The organism is Thermobacillus sp. ZCTH02-B1 (genome assembly GCF_002159085.1).
Lineage (GTDB): Bacteria > Bacillota > Bacilli > Paenibacillales > Paenibacillaceae > Thermobacillus.
Map to the genome: position 1 here is coordinate 15296 of NZ_LZRU01000044.1, position 13788 is coordinate 29083.

Genomic DNA, 13788 nt, shown 5'->3' on the forward strand with positions numbered 1-13788 from the left:
TCCTCCCGCACGCCGCCGCGCCTTTCGTCCCGCGGCGGCCATCCGGATCCCGGCGGAGCTTATTCCTCTATCACCTGGACGCTGAGCGTCGCCCGCACCTGCGGATGCAGCCGGACCGGCACCTTCGTCACGCCGAGCGCGCGGATCGGCTCCTCCAGCTCAATCTTCCGCTTGTCGATCTCGATGCCTTCCTTCGCGAGCGCCTCCGCGACCTGCTTGCTCGTGATCGCGCCGAACAGCCGCCCGCCCTCGCCGGCCTTCGCGCGGATGACGACCGTCATCTGCTCCAGCCGCTTGCCGAGCTGTTCGGCCTCTTCCTTCTCCTGCTGCTTCCGCCGCTCCTCCGATTGTTTCCGCACCTCGAGCGTCTTCAGATTGCCCTTCGTCGCTTCCGTGGCCAGGCCGCGCGGAAAGAGATAGTTGCGGGCGTATCCTTCCGAGACTTCCTTCACTTCGCCCTTCTTGCCCTGTCCCTTCACGTCCTGCAGGAAAATGACCTTCATTCGAACAACCCCTCTTCCCTGTGGATTTCATCCAGTATCGCGATGAGGCGGGACGCCGCCTCCTGCACGGTACCCTCCATCTGCGCGGCCGCGTTCGTCAAATGGCCGCCTCCGCCCATCCGCTCCATGACCACCTGCACGTTCATGTTGCCGAGCGACCGGGCGCTGATGCCGATCATGCCGTCCGGCCGTTCGGCGATGACGAACGAGGCGTAGATGCCGTTCATGTTGAGCAGCTTATCCGCCGCCTGCGCGATCAGGAGCTGCGGATATTGCTTGCCCGGCTCGGCGGTCGCGATCGCGACGTGATCGTAATGGATGACCGTGTGCCGGATGATCTCCGCCTTCTTGTTGTATTCCTCCAAATCTTCCTTCAACATCTGCTGGATGAGCGCGAGATCCGCCCCGTTGCGCCGCAGGTACGACGCCGCCTCGAACGTGCGGGCGCCGGTGCGGAGCGTAAAGTTCTTCGTGTCCACCGTCATGCCGGCCATGAGCGCGGTCGCCTCAAGCGTGTCGAATGAGATCCGGTCGTGGATGTATTGCAGGAGCTCCGCCACGAGCTCGCAGGTCGAGGACGCGTACGGCTCCAGGTAGACCAGGACCGGATTGGCGATGAATTCCTCGCTGCGGCGATGATGGTCGATGATGACGATCCGCTCGGTCCCGGCGAGCAGCCGCGGCTCCTTGAGCAGCGATTCCCGGTGCGTGTCGACGACGACCACGAGCGAGCGCGGGCCGATCAGCGCCAGCGCGTGCTCCGGCGAGATGAACCGCTCGTGGAGCTCCGGCTCTTCGCGGATCAGGTCCATCAGCTTCTGGATCGACGGGTTGACGCCCTCGAGCACGATGTACGCTTCCCGGTTCAGCACCCGGGCCGCCTTCAGCACGCCGATCGCCGCGCCGATCGAGTCCATGTCCGGTATCTTGTGGCCCATGATGATGATATTCGCGCTGTCCTTCATCAGATCGCGCAGCGCATGGGCGACGACGCGGGCGCGGACGCGGGTCCGCTTCTCGACCGCGTTCGTCTTGCCGCCGTAGAACGTCTGACGCTGGCCGACCCGGACCGCCGCCTGGTCACCGCCGCGGCCGAGCGCGATGTCGAGCGCCGCCTGCACCCACTGGCCGACCTCGATGACGCTCGAACCGCCGGAGGCCATGCCGATGCTGAGCGTCATCGGAATCTTCTGGTCCATCGTCATTTCGCGCACCTCGTCCAGGATGACGAAACGCGACGCCTCCAGCTGCTTGAGCGTCTTCATGTCGGTCACGATAAGGAACCGGTCCGAGCTCAGCCGGCGCAGATACATCTGGTAGCGCTGGGACCATTCCGTGATCTCGGCCGTCACCTTCGACAGCAGCGCCGACCGGTGCTGGTCGTCCATCCCCTGGGTCACTTCCTCCAGGTTGTCCATCATGACGACGCCGAGCGCGAGCTGTTCGTCCTCGTATTTCCGCGCGAGATTCCAGTATTCCGTGATGTCGAACACGTAGACGAGCCGCTGTGACGGCCGGTATTGCAGCCTGTAGATCCGATCCCCGAGCGTCGCCTCGAACTCGCCATCCCTGTCCCGGTCCTTCCCGCCCAGGACGGGGAACAGCTCGGTCAGCGGCTGGCCGACGGCCGAATCCCGTTTCAGGATGTCCGCCACATAGGGGTTGTGCCATTCCACGATCTGTTCGTCGTTGAACAGCAGGACGCCGAACGGCAGCTCGTGGATCACTTCGCTTCCGATTTTGCCGATCCGGTACCGGAGCGATCCGAGATACCGCTTCAGCTCGCGCCGGAACGCGCGCTCCGCGAGCATCGCGTAAACCGCCATCGCGCCGGTCAGCGCGAATCCGGCCAAGCCGAGCCACCATTTGTACCAGGCCAGCGCGAGCGTCATCAGCGTCATCAGGATGAGCGTCCAGACATGATGCAGCCCGTACCAGCGCTTGATCAAATTTTTCGGCATCCGGAACGACTCCTCCTTACGATTTGCCGATCGACTTGCGGAGCGGAAACGCCGTGTCGAACACGCCGATCAGGCTGAGAGGCTGGAACAGAAGCACCGGCACCGAGAGCAGAAGCGGCACGATGCGGTGCCACCCTTTCTGATGGGCCAGATAGAAGAAAAAGCCGATCGTCTGGCACGCGAACGCGAACCAGATGAGATGGTACAGATTGACGATGATCATGGCGAAATACGACCGGTCCGCGGGCGATCCGGCGGTCAGCTGGATCATGTAGAGCACGAGAACCGCAAGATAGACGTACACGAGCGCCCGGGGCAGCATCCATTCCCGCGCCCGGCGGAACGCCGGCACGTCCAGCCCCGCGCGCGCCAGCGCCCGGCGCGACAGCCAGTGGGTGACGACCGCGAACGTGAAGGCCGCCAGAATGAGCATCCGGGGCAGCGACTGGATCACCGAAGCGGTGAGCGCTTCGGTCATTTCGTCATCCCAGCCGGGGGCAAGCATCCCCTGGGCCTCGAGCCGCTCCGCGTTGCCGCGGATCACCTCGGCCAGCACCTCCGTCAGGTTGACGTCCAGGAAGGTCGAGAGGAACAGCAGCTCGAGCAGGAACAGCGCCAGCATCGCCGCGCCTCCGGCCGTCATGACGGTGCGCGCCGGTGCGCGCCGCCGGTAGAAGTAGCCCATCGCCACGGCCGGTATCAGGAAGAACAGGCCGACAAGCAGGATTGCCGGCCCGACCAGCAGACTCGCCAGGAATAATATGACCGCCGCGTGTGCGGCAAACAGCATCGGTTTGAGCGTAACGCAGAGAACCGTGAACGGAACCGCGAGCAGGAACACGGCCGGCACATTCAGGGCGGGCACCGCCGTCATCAGGAGCAGGATGAGCGCCGCGGCGCTCCATGCCAGCGGCCGGATGCGCGATTTCAAGTCATCGTTCACTCCCCGGTTCGCATGAGCTTTACGCTTCATTATAGCATAAACTGCCTGACGCACGAATGGAATCGTACAAGGAAAAAGGGACTTCCCGCGGCGGGAAGTCCCCGTAGTTCCCGAATCCGTATTTTTCGTTCACCGCTCGACCGCGATCACGTCGCCCTCGTCCGACACGCGGAGCCCGAGCCCGTCCAGGAACGAGACCGGCGCGAAGACGCGGCGGCCGATCGAGATCAGCTCCGCCTCCGCGCCGCCGGGCCCCTTCGCGACGAATCCCCGTTCGAGCATCAGCGTCCCCTGCTCCGGAAATTCCCGCGGATCGGCATCCGCCGCCGGTCCGTCCACACCGGCCCCGCCCGCCGTCACCGTGTACGTGCGCGACACGCCGTCCCATTTCAGGCCGAACCCGTGCTTCGCGAGGGCGGCCAGGTCGACGTAGCGGCCTTCCCGGAACGCGACGAGCGGATATTCGGCGCCGTCCCAGAGGAGCGTCCCCGCCGGTTCCGACACCCGGACGAACTCGCTGCGAATGGCCCGGCCCGGGCGGACCTTTTTGTTCACGGTCCCGTTCTCGAGCACGACCTGCCCCTCGACCAGCACGTATTCGATGCCCTCCGAGGGCAGATCCGGCCGCTCGACCGTCGCCCGGTCGATGATCGTATCGAAATCGAAGATGACGATGTCCGCGTCCATGCCCTTCGCGATCCGGCCCTTCTTCCGCAGCGCAGGCACCTGCTTCTCCAGCCGCTTGGCCGGCATCGTGCTCAGCTTGTCGATCATGTCGATGAGCGGCACGACTTCGAGCTCGCGCACGTACTTCCCGATCGCCCGCGCGAAGTTGCCCGAAGCCCGCGGATGGTTGTTGTGGCCCGGCTCGAGGATCGCGTCGGAGCCGATCATGACGAACGGCGATTTGAACGCCTCGACCACGGATTCCGGCGGGATCGCGTAGGCGACGGCCAGCTTCCCTTCGGCACGGTACTTCGCGAACGTCTCCGCCGTCAGCCGCTCCGACGTGCCCGCGATCTGCAGGTCGCCGTAATCGATCCGGAACCGCTCCTGCCAGCCCTTGTCGAACCGGGCGGAGTTCAGATAGGTGCCCCAGAAATCGTAGGCGTACGTGCAGGCGGTGATGTCGAGCCCCTCGGCGCGCGCCTGTTCGATGAGCGCAAGCGCCCGCTTCATGTCGAACGTGCCGCCCGTGCTGTTGATGTGGTCGATGTGGACGGCCGCGCCCGTCGCCCGCGCGTAGCCGATGACCTCCTCGACCGCCTCGATCTCCGTGCCCGGTTCCTCGGGATCGGAGTAACGGGCATGGAAATAGACCGGCACGTTGTACTCGGCGGCGAGCTCCGCCAGCGCGAGCACCTCGTTCGCATCGGTGCCCGGCGCGTACTCGAGGCTGAACGAGATGCCGAGCGCACCTTCGTTCAACGCCTTCTCCGCCATCTGCCGGAGTTTCCCGATCTGGGCGGGCGTCGCGGCGCTGTAGCGGCCGATCCCCAGCGAGTTCCGCGCCTGCATGACGAAGAAGGACGCGCCGAAATGGACCGGCGGCTTCTCCCGCTCGTAATGGTCAAGCCACACCTTCGGATTCGTCGTGCCGCCGTGCATCGCGATGTTCGTCGTGACGCCGTCGGCGATTTTCGTCCAGACGCCGAGCGCGTTCGGATCGTAGGACAGGTTGTCGATGAAGCCCGGCGCGACGACGAGCCCCGTCGCATCGATGATCCGCTCGCCCTTGAGCGGATGCGAGGTGACGACGGCGATCGTCTTGCCGATGATGCCGATGTTGAGCCCTTCGCGGTCGAGCCCCGTCTCCGGATTGATGACGCGGCCGTTCGCGATGACGATGTCGTAAACCGCGTCCAGATCCTCCGGCGTCACCTCATCATCCGGATCATACGGTTTCTCCCCGCCGGATTCCGCCGGTTCCTCCGATGCCGCGTCTTCCCCGGCGGCCCCGTCGTCCGGTTCCTCCGCCGCTTCGCCGCCCGCGCCGTGATCTTCCTCCGTCCGGTCGTCCGGCTGCCCGGCGATGTGATCCGGCTCCCCCGCCTCGCCGCCGTCGCCGCTCCGCGTGAGCCACCATGCCGCCGCGGCCGCCGCCACGAGGACGGTGAGCACGAGCACCGCAATCGCAAACAGCCGGACGCGCCGGCCTGTGCCGCCCTGTTGTCCCGTCATGTCCGCCTCCCGTCCGCTTCTTCCGCCGCCGGATTCGCGGCACGTCCGCGGCCCGGCAGCAGCCCTTTCTCCATCATGACACTCGTGCAATAATCAATGATGTCGCTGCGCCGCACGATGCCGATGAAACGGTTCATGTCGTCGGTCACCGGCACGAAATTCTGCAGCTTGGCCAGCGCGATCAGATCCGCCATCTGGGCATCGATGCGGACCGCCTTGTGGTCAAACCGGAGCGGCACTTCCCGGAGCGGCACGCGGTGTGTCTCCGCGAAGCTGAGCTCCGGCCGGTTTTTCATGAACCAGAGCAGATCGCCCTCCGTTACCGTTCCCGCGTAGCGGCCTTCCGCATCGAGAATCGGAACGGCCGAATAGCGATGATACTCCATCCGCTCGAGCGTCTGCCTGAGCGTCGAATCCTGCGTCACATAGACGACTTCCCGCTTCGGAAGCAGAAAAAACGCGATGTTCATGCCGTTCCCCCGTTCCCGCGGACCGGTCCGGGAGCCGATTCACGCCGGCCCGGACGGATCCGGCTTCGGCAATTCCTGATAGGCCGCGTCGGCATCCAGCCAGGCGCGGATCCACGCTTTCGCCCGCTCCGCGTCGCGCTCGTCCGCGAAGAAGTACCAGATTCCGTCCTCCATCCGGCCCGCGCCCTTCAGCGTGTGGCTGTGGACCGGATGCGGACCGGCGGCAATCATCCGCTCCGCCAGCCGCACCATCTCGTCCGGCGGGATGTCCGTCGCGAAGTTGTTCCCCATGATGTCGATCAGCTCGGGAATCCTGCGCCATTCCCCGATCTCCGACGCCCTGTCGAGGATCGCCCGCAGGAAGATCTGCTGGCGCCTCGCGCGGCTCGCGTCGCCGCCGGCGTCCTCGCGGAACCGGACGTAGTTCAGCGCATCCTCTCCATTGTAAAACGGCTGTCCGGCTTTGACAACGAAATGCTCGTGACCCGGGTCGTCGTTCACGAGATCCTTCTCGACCGGCAGCCGGATGCCGCCGATGGCGTCGATCGCCTCGCGGAACCCCCGGAAATTGATCGACGCGTAATGGTCGATGCGAAGGCCGAGGAATTTCTCCACCGTCTCGACCGCGAGCGCGGCTCCGCCGTAGGCGTAGGCGTGCGCGATCTTGTCGGGCTTCTTCCGTCCCGGAATCTCCACCCGGGTGTCGCGCGGAATCGAGACGATGAGCAGCGCGGCGTCGCGCGGCCGGACGACCGTCACGATCAGCGCATCGGACCGCCCCCGCTCTCCCTTACGGCTGTCGATGCCCAGCAGCAGCAGGGTGAACGGCCGGTCGGCGGCCGCCGCCGCAACCTCCGGCTCCCCGCCCGTCCCGATCGAGGCCCTCCCGCCCTCCGGCGCCGTGCGGGCGATCGGCTGGTAGGACTGCTCCAGCTTCGCCTTCACCTTGTCCGCGAACAAAAGCTCGAACGCCGCCAGCGCGATCTGTGTCCGAAACCAGTACCCGGCCAGCCCCAGAAGCGCGATGCCCGCGGCGATGCCGGCCGCCCAGACCTTTCCGCGCGTCAGCCTCATTCTTCCCGTCCTCCCGATCTTTGCCGCCCGTGGGCCGTTCTATCCCCGGCGGCGTCCGAATACGTATGCAACAGAATACAGGGGCAAGCGGTCCCGTGCTTCCGCCTTGCCCGGCGTGAGGTGATCGCCTTGAACGGCCGCTCTTCCACCGGTCTGGAAGTCCGCATCGCCGCCATGCTGTGCTATGCGCTCGGCTTCGTCTCCGGGCTGATTTTTCTCGCCGTCGAGAAGAACAGCCGCTTCGTCAAGTTCCATGCGCTGCAGTCCACGCTGCTGTTCGGTTCGCTGTTTATTATAAACGTCGCCTTCTCCTTCATCCCGCTGATCGGATGGCTCCTGAACCTGCTGCTCGTTCCGCTCTCGTTCGTCTGCTGGATCGCCTGCATGCTGCTGGCGCTTCAGGAGCGGAAGTTCATGGTGCCGTTCATCGGGCCGATCGCCGACCGGGAAAGCGCCCGCTTCTGAACGAGCCGGAGCGATTCCCCCGATGCGGCCGCATCTCCCGTCTGCGTATTGGACGAAGGAACGGCCCGCAAGGTTTCGCGATCGGCGGCAAAAAAGAGCGCCCCGCTTGCGCTGGCGGATTCCGCGTTGCGCGTCAGGGCGAAAGAACGCCTGTCCGTGCCACCGCAGAGAGGACGCCCGTGCCGGGCATACAAAAATCCCGGACCTTGACAAAGGTCCGGGATTTTCCTGTGCCGCTCAGTCCGTCGTATACGGCAGCAGCGCCATTTGACGGGCCCGCTTGATGGCCGTCGTCAGCATCCGCTGATACTTCGCGCTCGTGCCCGTCACGCGGCGGGGCAGAATCTTGCCGCGCTCGCTGATGAACTTGCGGAGCAGCTCGGTGTCCTTGTAGTCGATGTACGTGATCTTGTTCACCGTAAAATAGCAGACCTTGCGGCGCTTGTTCCGGCCCTTGCGTCCGCTGTAACGGCGCTCGCGCTCCTGCCGCTGTTGTTGTTGTTGCGGCTGTTGTTGCGCTTGTTGCGCCTGCTGTTGCTGCTGCGCCTGTTGTTGCTCGCTCATGGTCCGTCCTCCTTTGCTTCGGGATTGATCCGGTCACAAGCCGGCATCAGAAGGGAAGATCGTCTTCCGATATGTCGATCGGGCGTCCGTCGTCAAACGGGTCATCGTCGCGGACATTGCCGCGGCCGCCGCCATAACCTCCGGCCGTGCCGCCGTAGCCGCCCGGGCCGCCGTAACCGCCCGCCTGGCCGAGTCCGAAACCGCCGGCGTCGTCGCGGCCTTCCCGGTTCGGCGGTTCGAGGAACCGCACGTTGTCGGCCACCACTTCGGTCACATACACCCTGCGGCCTTCGTTGTTGTCGTAATGGCGCACCTGGATCCGGCCTTCGACCGCCGCGAGGCGGCCCTTGCGCAGATAGTTCGCGCAGGTCTCGGCCAGCTGGCGCCAGACGACGATCGGTATGAAATCCGCCTCGCGCTCCCCGGCGCTGTTCGTGAACGGCCGGTCCACCGCGAGCGTGAACTGCGTGACGGCAACGCCGGAAGGCGTATAGCGCATCTCGGGGTCCCGCGTCAACCTCCCGATCAAAATGACCCGGTTCAACATGGCCTGAACCTCCCAATCGGTATGTGCGTACGCCGGCTTCGCCCGATTACGCGACGTCGTCGCGTTCGTCGCGCACGATCAGATGGCGGATGACTTCGTCCGAGATCCGCATCACGCGGTCCAGTTCCTTCACGACCTCGGGCGGCGCGCTGAAGTTGACCACCACGTAGATGCCGTCGCGGAATTTCTTGATCTCGTAAGCCAGGCGGCGCTTGCCCATGATTTCGGACTTGATGACCTGGCCGCCGTTCGAGATGATCGCGTTGAACTTTTCGACGACCGATTGGAGCGCCTCCTGTTCAACATCCGGACGGACGATGTACAGCACTTCGTACTTGCGCATCTCCGTTCACCTCCTTGTGGACTGAAGGCCCCCGCAAGGGAGCAAGGAGCGATCGTCATTGTCCGAGACAACAATGACTCGCATACCTGTATACTATACCAGAAAATCGTGGTTTTCTGCAAGCATTTGCGATAAAACGGCATCGGTTTCGTGCACGTCGACCGACGCCCCCGGCCGGCCGGGTCCAACCCTGCCGATCTGTCCCTCCTGCGCCGGACGATCCCGGACATGTCCGCCGGGCCGGCGGCGAACAATAGGGAAGCGAACCGCGCGCCGGCGCAGCCGCCGGCCGGGAAACGGAGGAGTTGCATACGATGGGCGAATGGACCGAATTCGACGCCGGCCACACCGCGCCGAACGACGGGTGGTACATGGAGGTCGGCGACGACGACTTTCCGACGGGCATCAACCATCCGCGCAAGATCTATCTGCGCAAGGGCGAGAAGTTTCCGGAACCCTCGAATCACCGCCGGAAATGGAAGCGCGTGAAACACTGATCCGCACGTGACGGATTTCCGGAGACGAAAAATGCGACTCCGATTCGGAGTCGCATTCGTCTTCTTGCGCAAATGGCGGAGAGGGTGGGATTCGAACCCACGCGCGGCTTGCACCGCCTAGTTGATTTCGAGTCAACCCCCTTGGACCTCTTGGGTACCTCTCCGTGTCGGCACAAGCAGGATTTATATTATCACAGGGGGCTTGCCGTTGCAAGAAGAAATCTCGGCCATGCGGATGCACGGATAATTGACCGAACATTCGGACGATTCATCCGCACCCGACCGCGCCCGCCGTTCAGCCGGAAGAACCCGGATCCGCGCCGGTTTCCGCCTTCGGCTGGGCCGGACGAATCACTTTCTTCATATATTTCTCGAATTTCGCGCGCGGGATCAGGACGCTGTGCTTGCAGCCTACGCATTTGATCCGGATGTCCATCCCCATCCGGATGATCTCCATCTCGTTCGTGCCGCAGGGATGCGGTTTCTTCATCTGCACGATGTCTCCCAGACCGAACTGCTTCCGCTCCACGCTCTCCCCTCCCGTCCGTGTTCAGGATGTTGCCCGGTCCGCCGGCGTAGAACCCCGGCTCAGCCCTCCGGCAAGGTCCGCAGCTCGTTGAGCGCCCGACGGATCAGCACGTTGAGCGACCGGGCAACCTCCTCGTGCGTGTTCGGCTTGCATTCCGCGACGACCCGCACCGTCGCGCTGGACGCGCTTGCCGCCACGACCCCGAGCACTTCGGGTTCGCGCACCACATGGTCGCTTCTCAATTGCCGCGCCGTCTCGCCGATGACGGCCATTGCCCGCTCGAGGTTCACGTCGCCCTCCACCTCGACGTCGACCACGGCCAGCGAATTGTGCAGCGAATAGTTCGTCACGTCGTTGATCTGTCCGTTCGGGATGATGTGCACCTCGCCCGTCCAGCTTCGGATGCGCGTGGTGCGCAGGCCGATCATCTCGACCTTGCCCTTGTACGAACCGATCTTCACCTCGTCGCCGACGCCGAACGGATCCTCCAGGAGGATGAACAACCCGGAGATGACATCCTTGACCAGGCTCTGTGCGCCGAACCCGATCGCGAGGCCGGCGATGCCGGCGCCCGCCAGCAGCGGCGCGAGGCTGATGTCGAACTCGCCCAGGATGAGCAGGAAGGCGACGAAATAGATGCAGTAGGACACCGTGTTGTTCAACAGCCTGCCGACCGTCTGGACGCGCCGCGGCTGCAGCCGGAACCGCTCCGGATGCCGCTCGATCAGCAGGCGCCCGATCGCGCGGTGCAGCAGCTTGGCCGCGATCCAGGTGGCCAGCAGGATGAGCGCGATGCGCAGCGCCGATACGCCGAGGCCGATCCACATCCCCTCATCCGCCGGATCGATCGGAAAAAAGCGATTCGCCGCCGTCATTCGTCCATTTCCCCCGCATCCGCAAGCATTTCCGCCGCCGCGGGCACATAGCCGCGATCCGTCAAGATGTATATTCCGCGGATTTCCACGCGTTCCTGCCGGATGATGCGCAAAATTTCCGGAAGACACGCGTCGGGAAATTCGATCGAGAGCGCGCAGCCGGCCGTAATCTCCTTCGGTGTCGGACGGATATCGATCTCGATCCCGGCGTATTCGAACAGCAATTCCGCCCGCAGCGCCTGCTGGGTGGAATCGAATGCGGCCAACATCGCGGCGCCCCCTTTCCCGAAAGTGATGCCGAAGTACCGCCCCTTAGCCCCTCGGTCCCGTTTTGGGTCCCTCCAGTATAAACCGGGAACGATGTCCATATACTAGTAACACGCTGTTTGCGGAGGGGATGCCATGAAACCGGCCGTTCGAAGAGAGCCGCCGCTCAAGGTCGCGTATGCGGACGCGAACGCATGCGCACTGCTCACCGAACGTCTGACCCGTTACATGACGACGATGGCGGAGGATCGCCGGATCGTCATCGTGTGCGTCGGCACGGACCGTTCGACCGGCGATTCGCTCGGCCCCCTGGTCGGCACGAAGCTGTCCAGGTACCGCAGCCCGCATTTCGATCTGTACGGCACGCTCGAGCATCCGGTCCACGCGATGAATCTGGAAGAGACGCTTCACGCGATCGAACGGAAGACACCCCGGCCGTTCATCATCGGCGTCGACGCCTGTCTCGGACAGGCCGCCAGCGTCGGCTGCATCCAGCTCGGCGAAGGGCCGGTCCGTCCGGGTGCCGGCGTCAACAAGGAACTGCCGCCGGTCGGCGACATTCACATGACCGGCATCGTCAACGTCGGCGGTTTCATGGAATATTTCGTTCTGCAGAACACGAGGCTGCACCTCGTCATGCGCATGGCCGATCTGATCGCGCAGAGCCTCATCAACGCCGTTCATGCCGTGCGGCGGGAACGGCCGCTGGCTGCGGTCCGGCCTGCGCAATCGCCTGCCGTTCCTCGGGTGTAAGCGGGTAGGGCGACTCTCCGCCGGTCACCGGTTTCGCATATACATACGTCTGGTCCCGGCTGTAAATGCCGCTCAGCACGACGCCGCTCCGCTCGTCGTTCACGATCGCGACCGCGAAGCTGAGATCGCTTCCCTGCTCATTGAATGCATTGTAACGCAAGACTCCGACCCGGCCGGCCGACAGCCTGACCTTCTCCTCGAGCCGGCCGAGCGCTTCGGACAGCCGTCCGATCTCCCGCTCGGCGTCGACCGTCCGCTGCTGCAGGCCGCCGATCACCGTTTCCAGGTCGGCTACGCCCGTTCCGCCGATCATCGCCCGGTATTGCCGGGAAAGCCGGCTCAGCCGGCGGCTCAGCACGGCAATCCAGACGAGCAGCACCACCGTCAGCAGGCCGACCGCCGCGGCCGCCGCATACAGGATTTCGGTTTCTTCTACTTTCATTGACGTTCCCCCGCGATTCCGATCTCCGAAGTTGCCGTTTCTCTCTGTTGATGTTTCTCCGGCGCCGACAGCCGGCCGTTCAATAGTACCGGCTGATCTCCTTCACCGCTTCGATGAGCGCGTCGACGTCCGCCTCGGTCGTGGACCAGCCGACGCTGGCACGCACCGCGCCGGTGTCCCCGGTGCCCGCCGCTCCGTGCGCGAGCGGCGTGCAATGATACCCCGCGCGCACGGCGATGCCGTAATGCCTGTCCAGAATGAACGCCGTCTCCGACGGATCGGCGCTGCCGACGATGAACGATACGATGCCGGTTCTCGGCTCGCCCGCCTCCGGTCCGAGCACGCGCACGCCGTCGATCGACGCCAGGCCTTCCATGAGCCGCTGCGCCAGCAACCATTCCTTATTATAGATTTTCCCGACCGTCTCATGCAGGACGTACCGGACGCCGGCTGCCAGCCCCGCCAGGCCCGGCGTGTTGACGGTGCCGGATTCGAAGCGGTCGGGCCGCACGTCCGGCTGATCCGCCGACTCCGACTGGCTGCCGGTGCCGCCGTGCAGGATCGGTTCGAGCTCGATCTCCGGATGAATGTACAGCCCGCCGGTCCCCTGGGGGCCGAGCAGCCCTTTGTGCCCCGGGAACGCCAGCATATCGATGCCCATCGCCTCCACGTCGATCGGCAGCACGCCCGCGCTCTGGGCCGCGTCGACCAGCAGACGGATGCCCCGCCTGCGGGTCATCTCCCCGATCTCCGCGACCGGAAGGATCGAGCCGAGCAGATTCGAGCTGTGGTTGACGATGACCAGCTTCGTGTCCGGAAGGAGCGCTTCGCGGACCCGGGACGGATCGAGGCGGCCGCGCTCATCCGTCTCCACGTAGGTCACCTTCACGCCGATCGTCCGCTTCAGATATTCGAGCGGGCGCCGCACCGCGTTGTGCTCCACGGCCGTGGCGACGACATGGTCGCCGGGCTTGAGCAGCCCCTTGATCGCCATGTTCAACCCGATCGTGGTATTGAACGTCAGCGCGATATCGTTCGGGTTCGCGATCCGGAACAGTTCCGCCAGCGCCTGGCGCGCCTCGAACACGATCCGGCCCGCGTCGACCGCCATCCGGTGGCTTCCCCTGCCGGGATTCGCTCCGTGGAGCAGCATCGCATCGCGCACCGCTTCGATCACTTCCGGCGGCTTCGGCCAGGACGTCGCCGCATGATCCAGATAGATGATCCGATCCGAATGGTTGTCCATTCCGGCCACCCCGCATTTCCGCCGTTCATCTGAAAATGGCATACCTTAGTGTAAACGTTCCGCTCCGCGAAAACAACCGGTTCCGCCGATCATGTTCACGGATTCGGGCGTCGAGGCGCCGAACGGCG

The 13788-nt window shown here is 64.6% G+C and carries 17 protein-coding genes and 1 tRNA gene; 3 read left to right on the forward strand and 15 right to left on the reverse strand.

All coding sequences use genetic code 11. The annotated features are described in order from the left end of the window. Positions 1-59: 59 nt before the first annotated feature. The 6 genes from rplI to A9Z00_RS15365 form a co-directional block, all read right to left on the reverse strand. The gene (rplI, locus tag A9Z00_RS15340) at positions 60-503 is read right to left on the reverse strand and encodes a 50S ribosomal protein L9 (RefSeq protein WP_296979270.1); all 444 of its coding nucleotides are present in this window, start codon (positions 501-503) and stop codon (positions 60-62) included. Beyond that, on the reverse strand, positions 500-2464 hold the full coding sequence (locus A9Z00_RS15345; RefSeq protein WP_296979272.1) for a DHH family phosphoesterase: 1965 nt from the start codon (positions 2462-2464) through the stop codon (positions 500-502). Before A9Z00_RS15345 ends, rplI begins: the two co-directional genes overlap by 4 nt. Positions 2465-2480: 16 nt before the next feature. Next, positions 2481-3395 (reverse strand): DUF2232 domain-containing protein, encoded by a 915-nt coding sequence (locus tag A9Z00_RS15350; RefSeq protein WP_296979274.1) that lies wholly within the window; start codon positions 3393-3395, stop codon positions 2481-2483. 141 nt (positions 3396-3536) lie between these two features. Continuing rightward, the gene (locus A9Z00_RS15355; RefSeq protein ID WP_296979275.1) at positions 3537-5588 is read right to left on the reverse strand and encodes an amidohydrolase family protein; all 2052 of its coding nucleotides are present in this window, start codon (positions 5586-5588) and stop codon (positions 3537-3539) included. Then, the gene (locus tag A9Z00_RS15360; protein ID WP_296979277.1) at positions 5585-6058 is read right to left on the reverse strand and encodes a CBS domain-containing protein; all 474 of its coding nucleotides are present in this window, start codon (positions 6056-6058) and stop codon (positions 5585-5587) included. Before A9Z00_RS15360 ends, A9Z00_RS15355 begins: the two co-directional genes overlap by 4 nt. A 39-nt stretch (positions 6059-6097) precedes the next feature. Then, positions 6098-7132 carry an LCP family protein gene (locus tag A9Z00_RS15365; protein ID WP_296979279.1) on the reverse strand — a complete coding sequence of 345 codons (1035 nt, stop codon included), beginning with the start codon at positions 7130-7132 and terminating at the stop codon, positions 6098-6100. 120 nt (positions 7133-7252) lie between these two features. Here A9Z00_RS15365 and A9Z00_RS15370 point away from each other — a divergent pair, with 120 nt between their 5' ends. Next, positions 7253-7597, forward strand: a complete 345-nt coding sequence (locus tag A9Z00_RS15370) for a DUF4870 domain-containing protein (protein WP_367189640.1) — start codon at positions 7253-7255, stop codon at positions 7595-7597. A 237-nt stretch (positions 7598-7834) separates the two neighbouring features. On the opposite strand, the gene rpsR is transcribed toward A9Z00_RS15370, so the two are convergent. Genes rpsR through rpsF form a run of 3 tightly spaced genes read right to left on the reverse strand, consistent with a single transcriptional unit; the run spans position 7835 to position 9051 of the window. Beyond that, positions 7835-8161: a 30S ribosomal protein S18 gene (gene rpsR, locus A9Z00_RS15375; protein ID WP_296979283.1), complete on the reverse strand. Its 327-nt coding sequence runs from the start codon at positions 8159-8161 to the stop codon at positions 7835-7837. Between the two features lie 46 nt (positions 8162-8207). Continuing rightward, positions 8208-8708 (reverse strand): single-stranded DNA-binding protein, encoded by a 501-nt coding sequence (ssb, locus tag A9Z00_RS15380; RefSeq protein ID WP_296979285.1) that lies wholly within the window; start codon positions 8706-8708, stop codon positions 8208-8210. Between the two features lie 46 nt (positions 8709-8754). Continuing rightward, positions 8755-9051 carry a 30S ribosomal protein S6 gene (rpsF, locus tag A9Z00_RS15385; RefSeq protein WP_296979286.1) on the reverse strand — a complete coding sequence of 99 codons (297 nt, stop codon included), beginning with the start codon at positions 9049-9051 and terminating at the stop codon, positions 8755-8757. Between the two features lie 314 nt (positions 9052-9365). On the opposite strand from rpsF, the gene A9Z00_RS15390 reads away from it, so the two are divergent. Further along, a complete protein-coding gene (locus tag A9Z00_RS15390) occupies positions 9366-9548 on the forward strand; it encodes a YjzC family protein (protein ID WP_296979288.1) in 183 nt (60 codons plus the stop codon). A gap of 73 nt (positions 9549-9621) precedes the next feature. Here the strand turns inward: A9Z00_RS15390 and A9Z00_RS15395 are convergent. The 4 genes from A9Z00_RS15395 to A9Z00_RS15410 form a co-directional block, all read right to left on the reverse strand. Next, positions 9622-9712: transfer RNA gene (locus A9Z00_RS15395), tRNA-Ser, on the reverse strand. Positions 9713-9843: 131 nt separating this feature from the next. Next, complete coding sequence (locus A9Z00_RS15400; protein ID WP_296979290.1) at positions 9844-10077, reverse strand: DUF951 domain-containing protein; 234 nt, start codon at positions 10075-10077, stop codon at positions 9844-9846. Positions 10078-10136: 59 nt separating this feature from the next. Continuing rightward, complete coding sequence (locus A9Z00_RS15405; protein WP_296979292.1) at positions 10137-10952, reverse strand: mechanosensitive ion channel family protein; 816 nt, start codon at positions 10950-10952, stop codon at positions 10137-10139. Beyond that, a complete protein-coding gene (locus A9Z00_RS15410) occupies positions 10949-11221 on the reverse strand; it encodes a putative Se/S carrier protein (RefSeq protein ID WP_296979293.1) in 273 nt (90 codons plus the stop codon). Before A9Z00_RS15410 ends, A9Z00_RS15405 begins: the two co-directional genes overlap by 4 nt. Positions 11222-11354: 133 nt before the next feature. Here A9Z00_RS15410 and yyaC point away from each other — a divergent pair, with 133 nt between their 5' ends. Then, positions 11355-11972: a spore protease YyaC gene (gene yyaC / locus A9Z00_RS15415; RefSeq protein WP_296979295.1), complete on the forward strand. Its 618-nt coding sequence runs from the start codon at positions 11355-11357 to the stop codon at positions 11970-11972. On the opposite strand, the gene A9Z00_RS15420 is transcribed toward yyaC, so the two are convergent. Then, positions 11890-12414: a DUF4446 family protein gene (locus A9Z00_RS15420; RefSeq protein WP_296979297.1), complete on the reverse strand. Its 525-nt coding sequence runs from the start codon at positions 12412-12414 to the stop codon at positions 11890-11892. The two genes, yyaC and A9Z00_RS15420, sit on opposite strands and share 83 nt — an antisense overlap. A gap of 79 nt (positions 12415-12493) precedes the next feature. After that, entirely contained in the window at positions 12494-13660 is a 1167-nt protein-coding gene (locus tag A9Z00_RS15425) for an aminotransferase class V-fold PLP-dependent enzyme (RefSeq protein ID WP_296979299.1), read from the reverse strand. Positions 13661-13788: the final 128 nt, after the last annotated feature.

Bases quoted from the DNA above. Each gene is read 5' to 3' on its own strand.
- A9Z00_RS15345 (WP_296979272.1), bottom strand. From the start codon at position 2,464: ATGCCGAAAAATTTGATCAAGCGCTGGTACGGGCTGCATCATGTCTGG.
- yyaC (WP_296979295.1), top strand. From the start codon at position 11,355: ATGAAACCGGCCGTTCGAAGAGAGCCGCCGCTCAAGGTCGCGTATGCG.
- A9Z00_RS15365 (WP_296979279.1), bottom strand. From the start codon at position 7,132: ATGAGGCTGACGCGCGGAAAGGTCTGGGCGGCCGGCATCGCCGCGGGC.
- ssb (WP_296979285.1), bottom strand. From the start codon at position 8,708: ATGTTGAACCGGGTCATTTTGATCGGGAGGTTGACGCGGGACCCCGAG.
- rplI (WP_296979270.1), bottom strand. From the start codon at position 503: ATGAAGGTCATTTTCCTGCAGGACGTGAAGGGACAGGGCAAGAAGGGC.
- A9Z00_RS15405 (WP_296979292.1), bottom strand. From the start codon at position 10,952: ATGACGGCGGCGAATCGCTTTTTTCCGATCGATCCGGCGGATGAGGGG.
- A9Z00_RS15360 (WP_296979277.1), bottom strand. From the start codon at position 6,058: ATGAACATCGCGTTTTTTCTGCTTCCGAAGCGGGAAGTCGTCTATGTG.
- A9Z00_RS15420 (WP_296979297.1), bottom strand. From the start codon at position 12,414: ATGAAAGTAGAAGAAACCGAAATCCTGTATGCGGCGGCCGCGGCGGTC.
- A9Z00_RS15355 (WP_296979275.1), bottom strand. From the start codon at position 5,588: ATGACGGGACAACAGGGCGGCACAGGCCGGCGCGTCCGGCTGTTTGCG.
- rpsF (WP_296979286.1), bottom strand. From the start codon at position 9,051: ATGCGCAAGTACGAAGTGCTGTACATCGTCCGTCCGGATGTTGAACAG.
- rpsR (WP_296979283.1), bottom strand. From the start codon at position 8,161: ATGAGCGAGCAACAACAGGCGCAGCAGCAACAGCAGGCGCAACAAGCG.
- A9Z00_RS15390 (WP_296979288.1), top strand. From the start codon at position 9,366: ATGGGCGAATGGACCGAATTCGACGCCGGCCACACCGCGCCGAACGAC.
- A9Z00_RS15425 (WP_296979299.1), bottom strand. From the start codon at position 13,660: ATGGACAACCATTCGGATCGGATCATCTATCTGGATCATGCGGCGACG.
- A9Z00_RS15410 (WP_296979293.1), bottom strand. From the start codon at position 11,221: ATGTTGGCCGCATTCGATTCCACCCAGCAGGCGCTGCGGGCGGAATTG.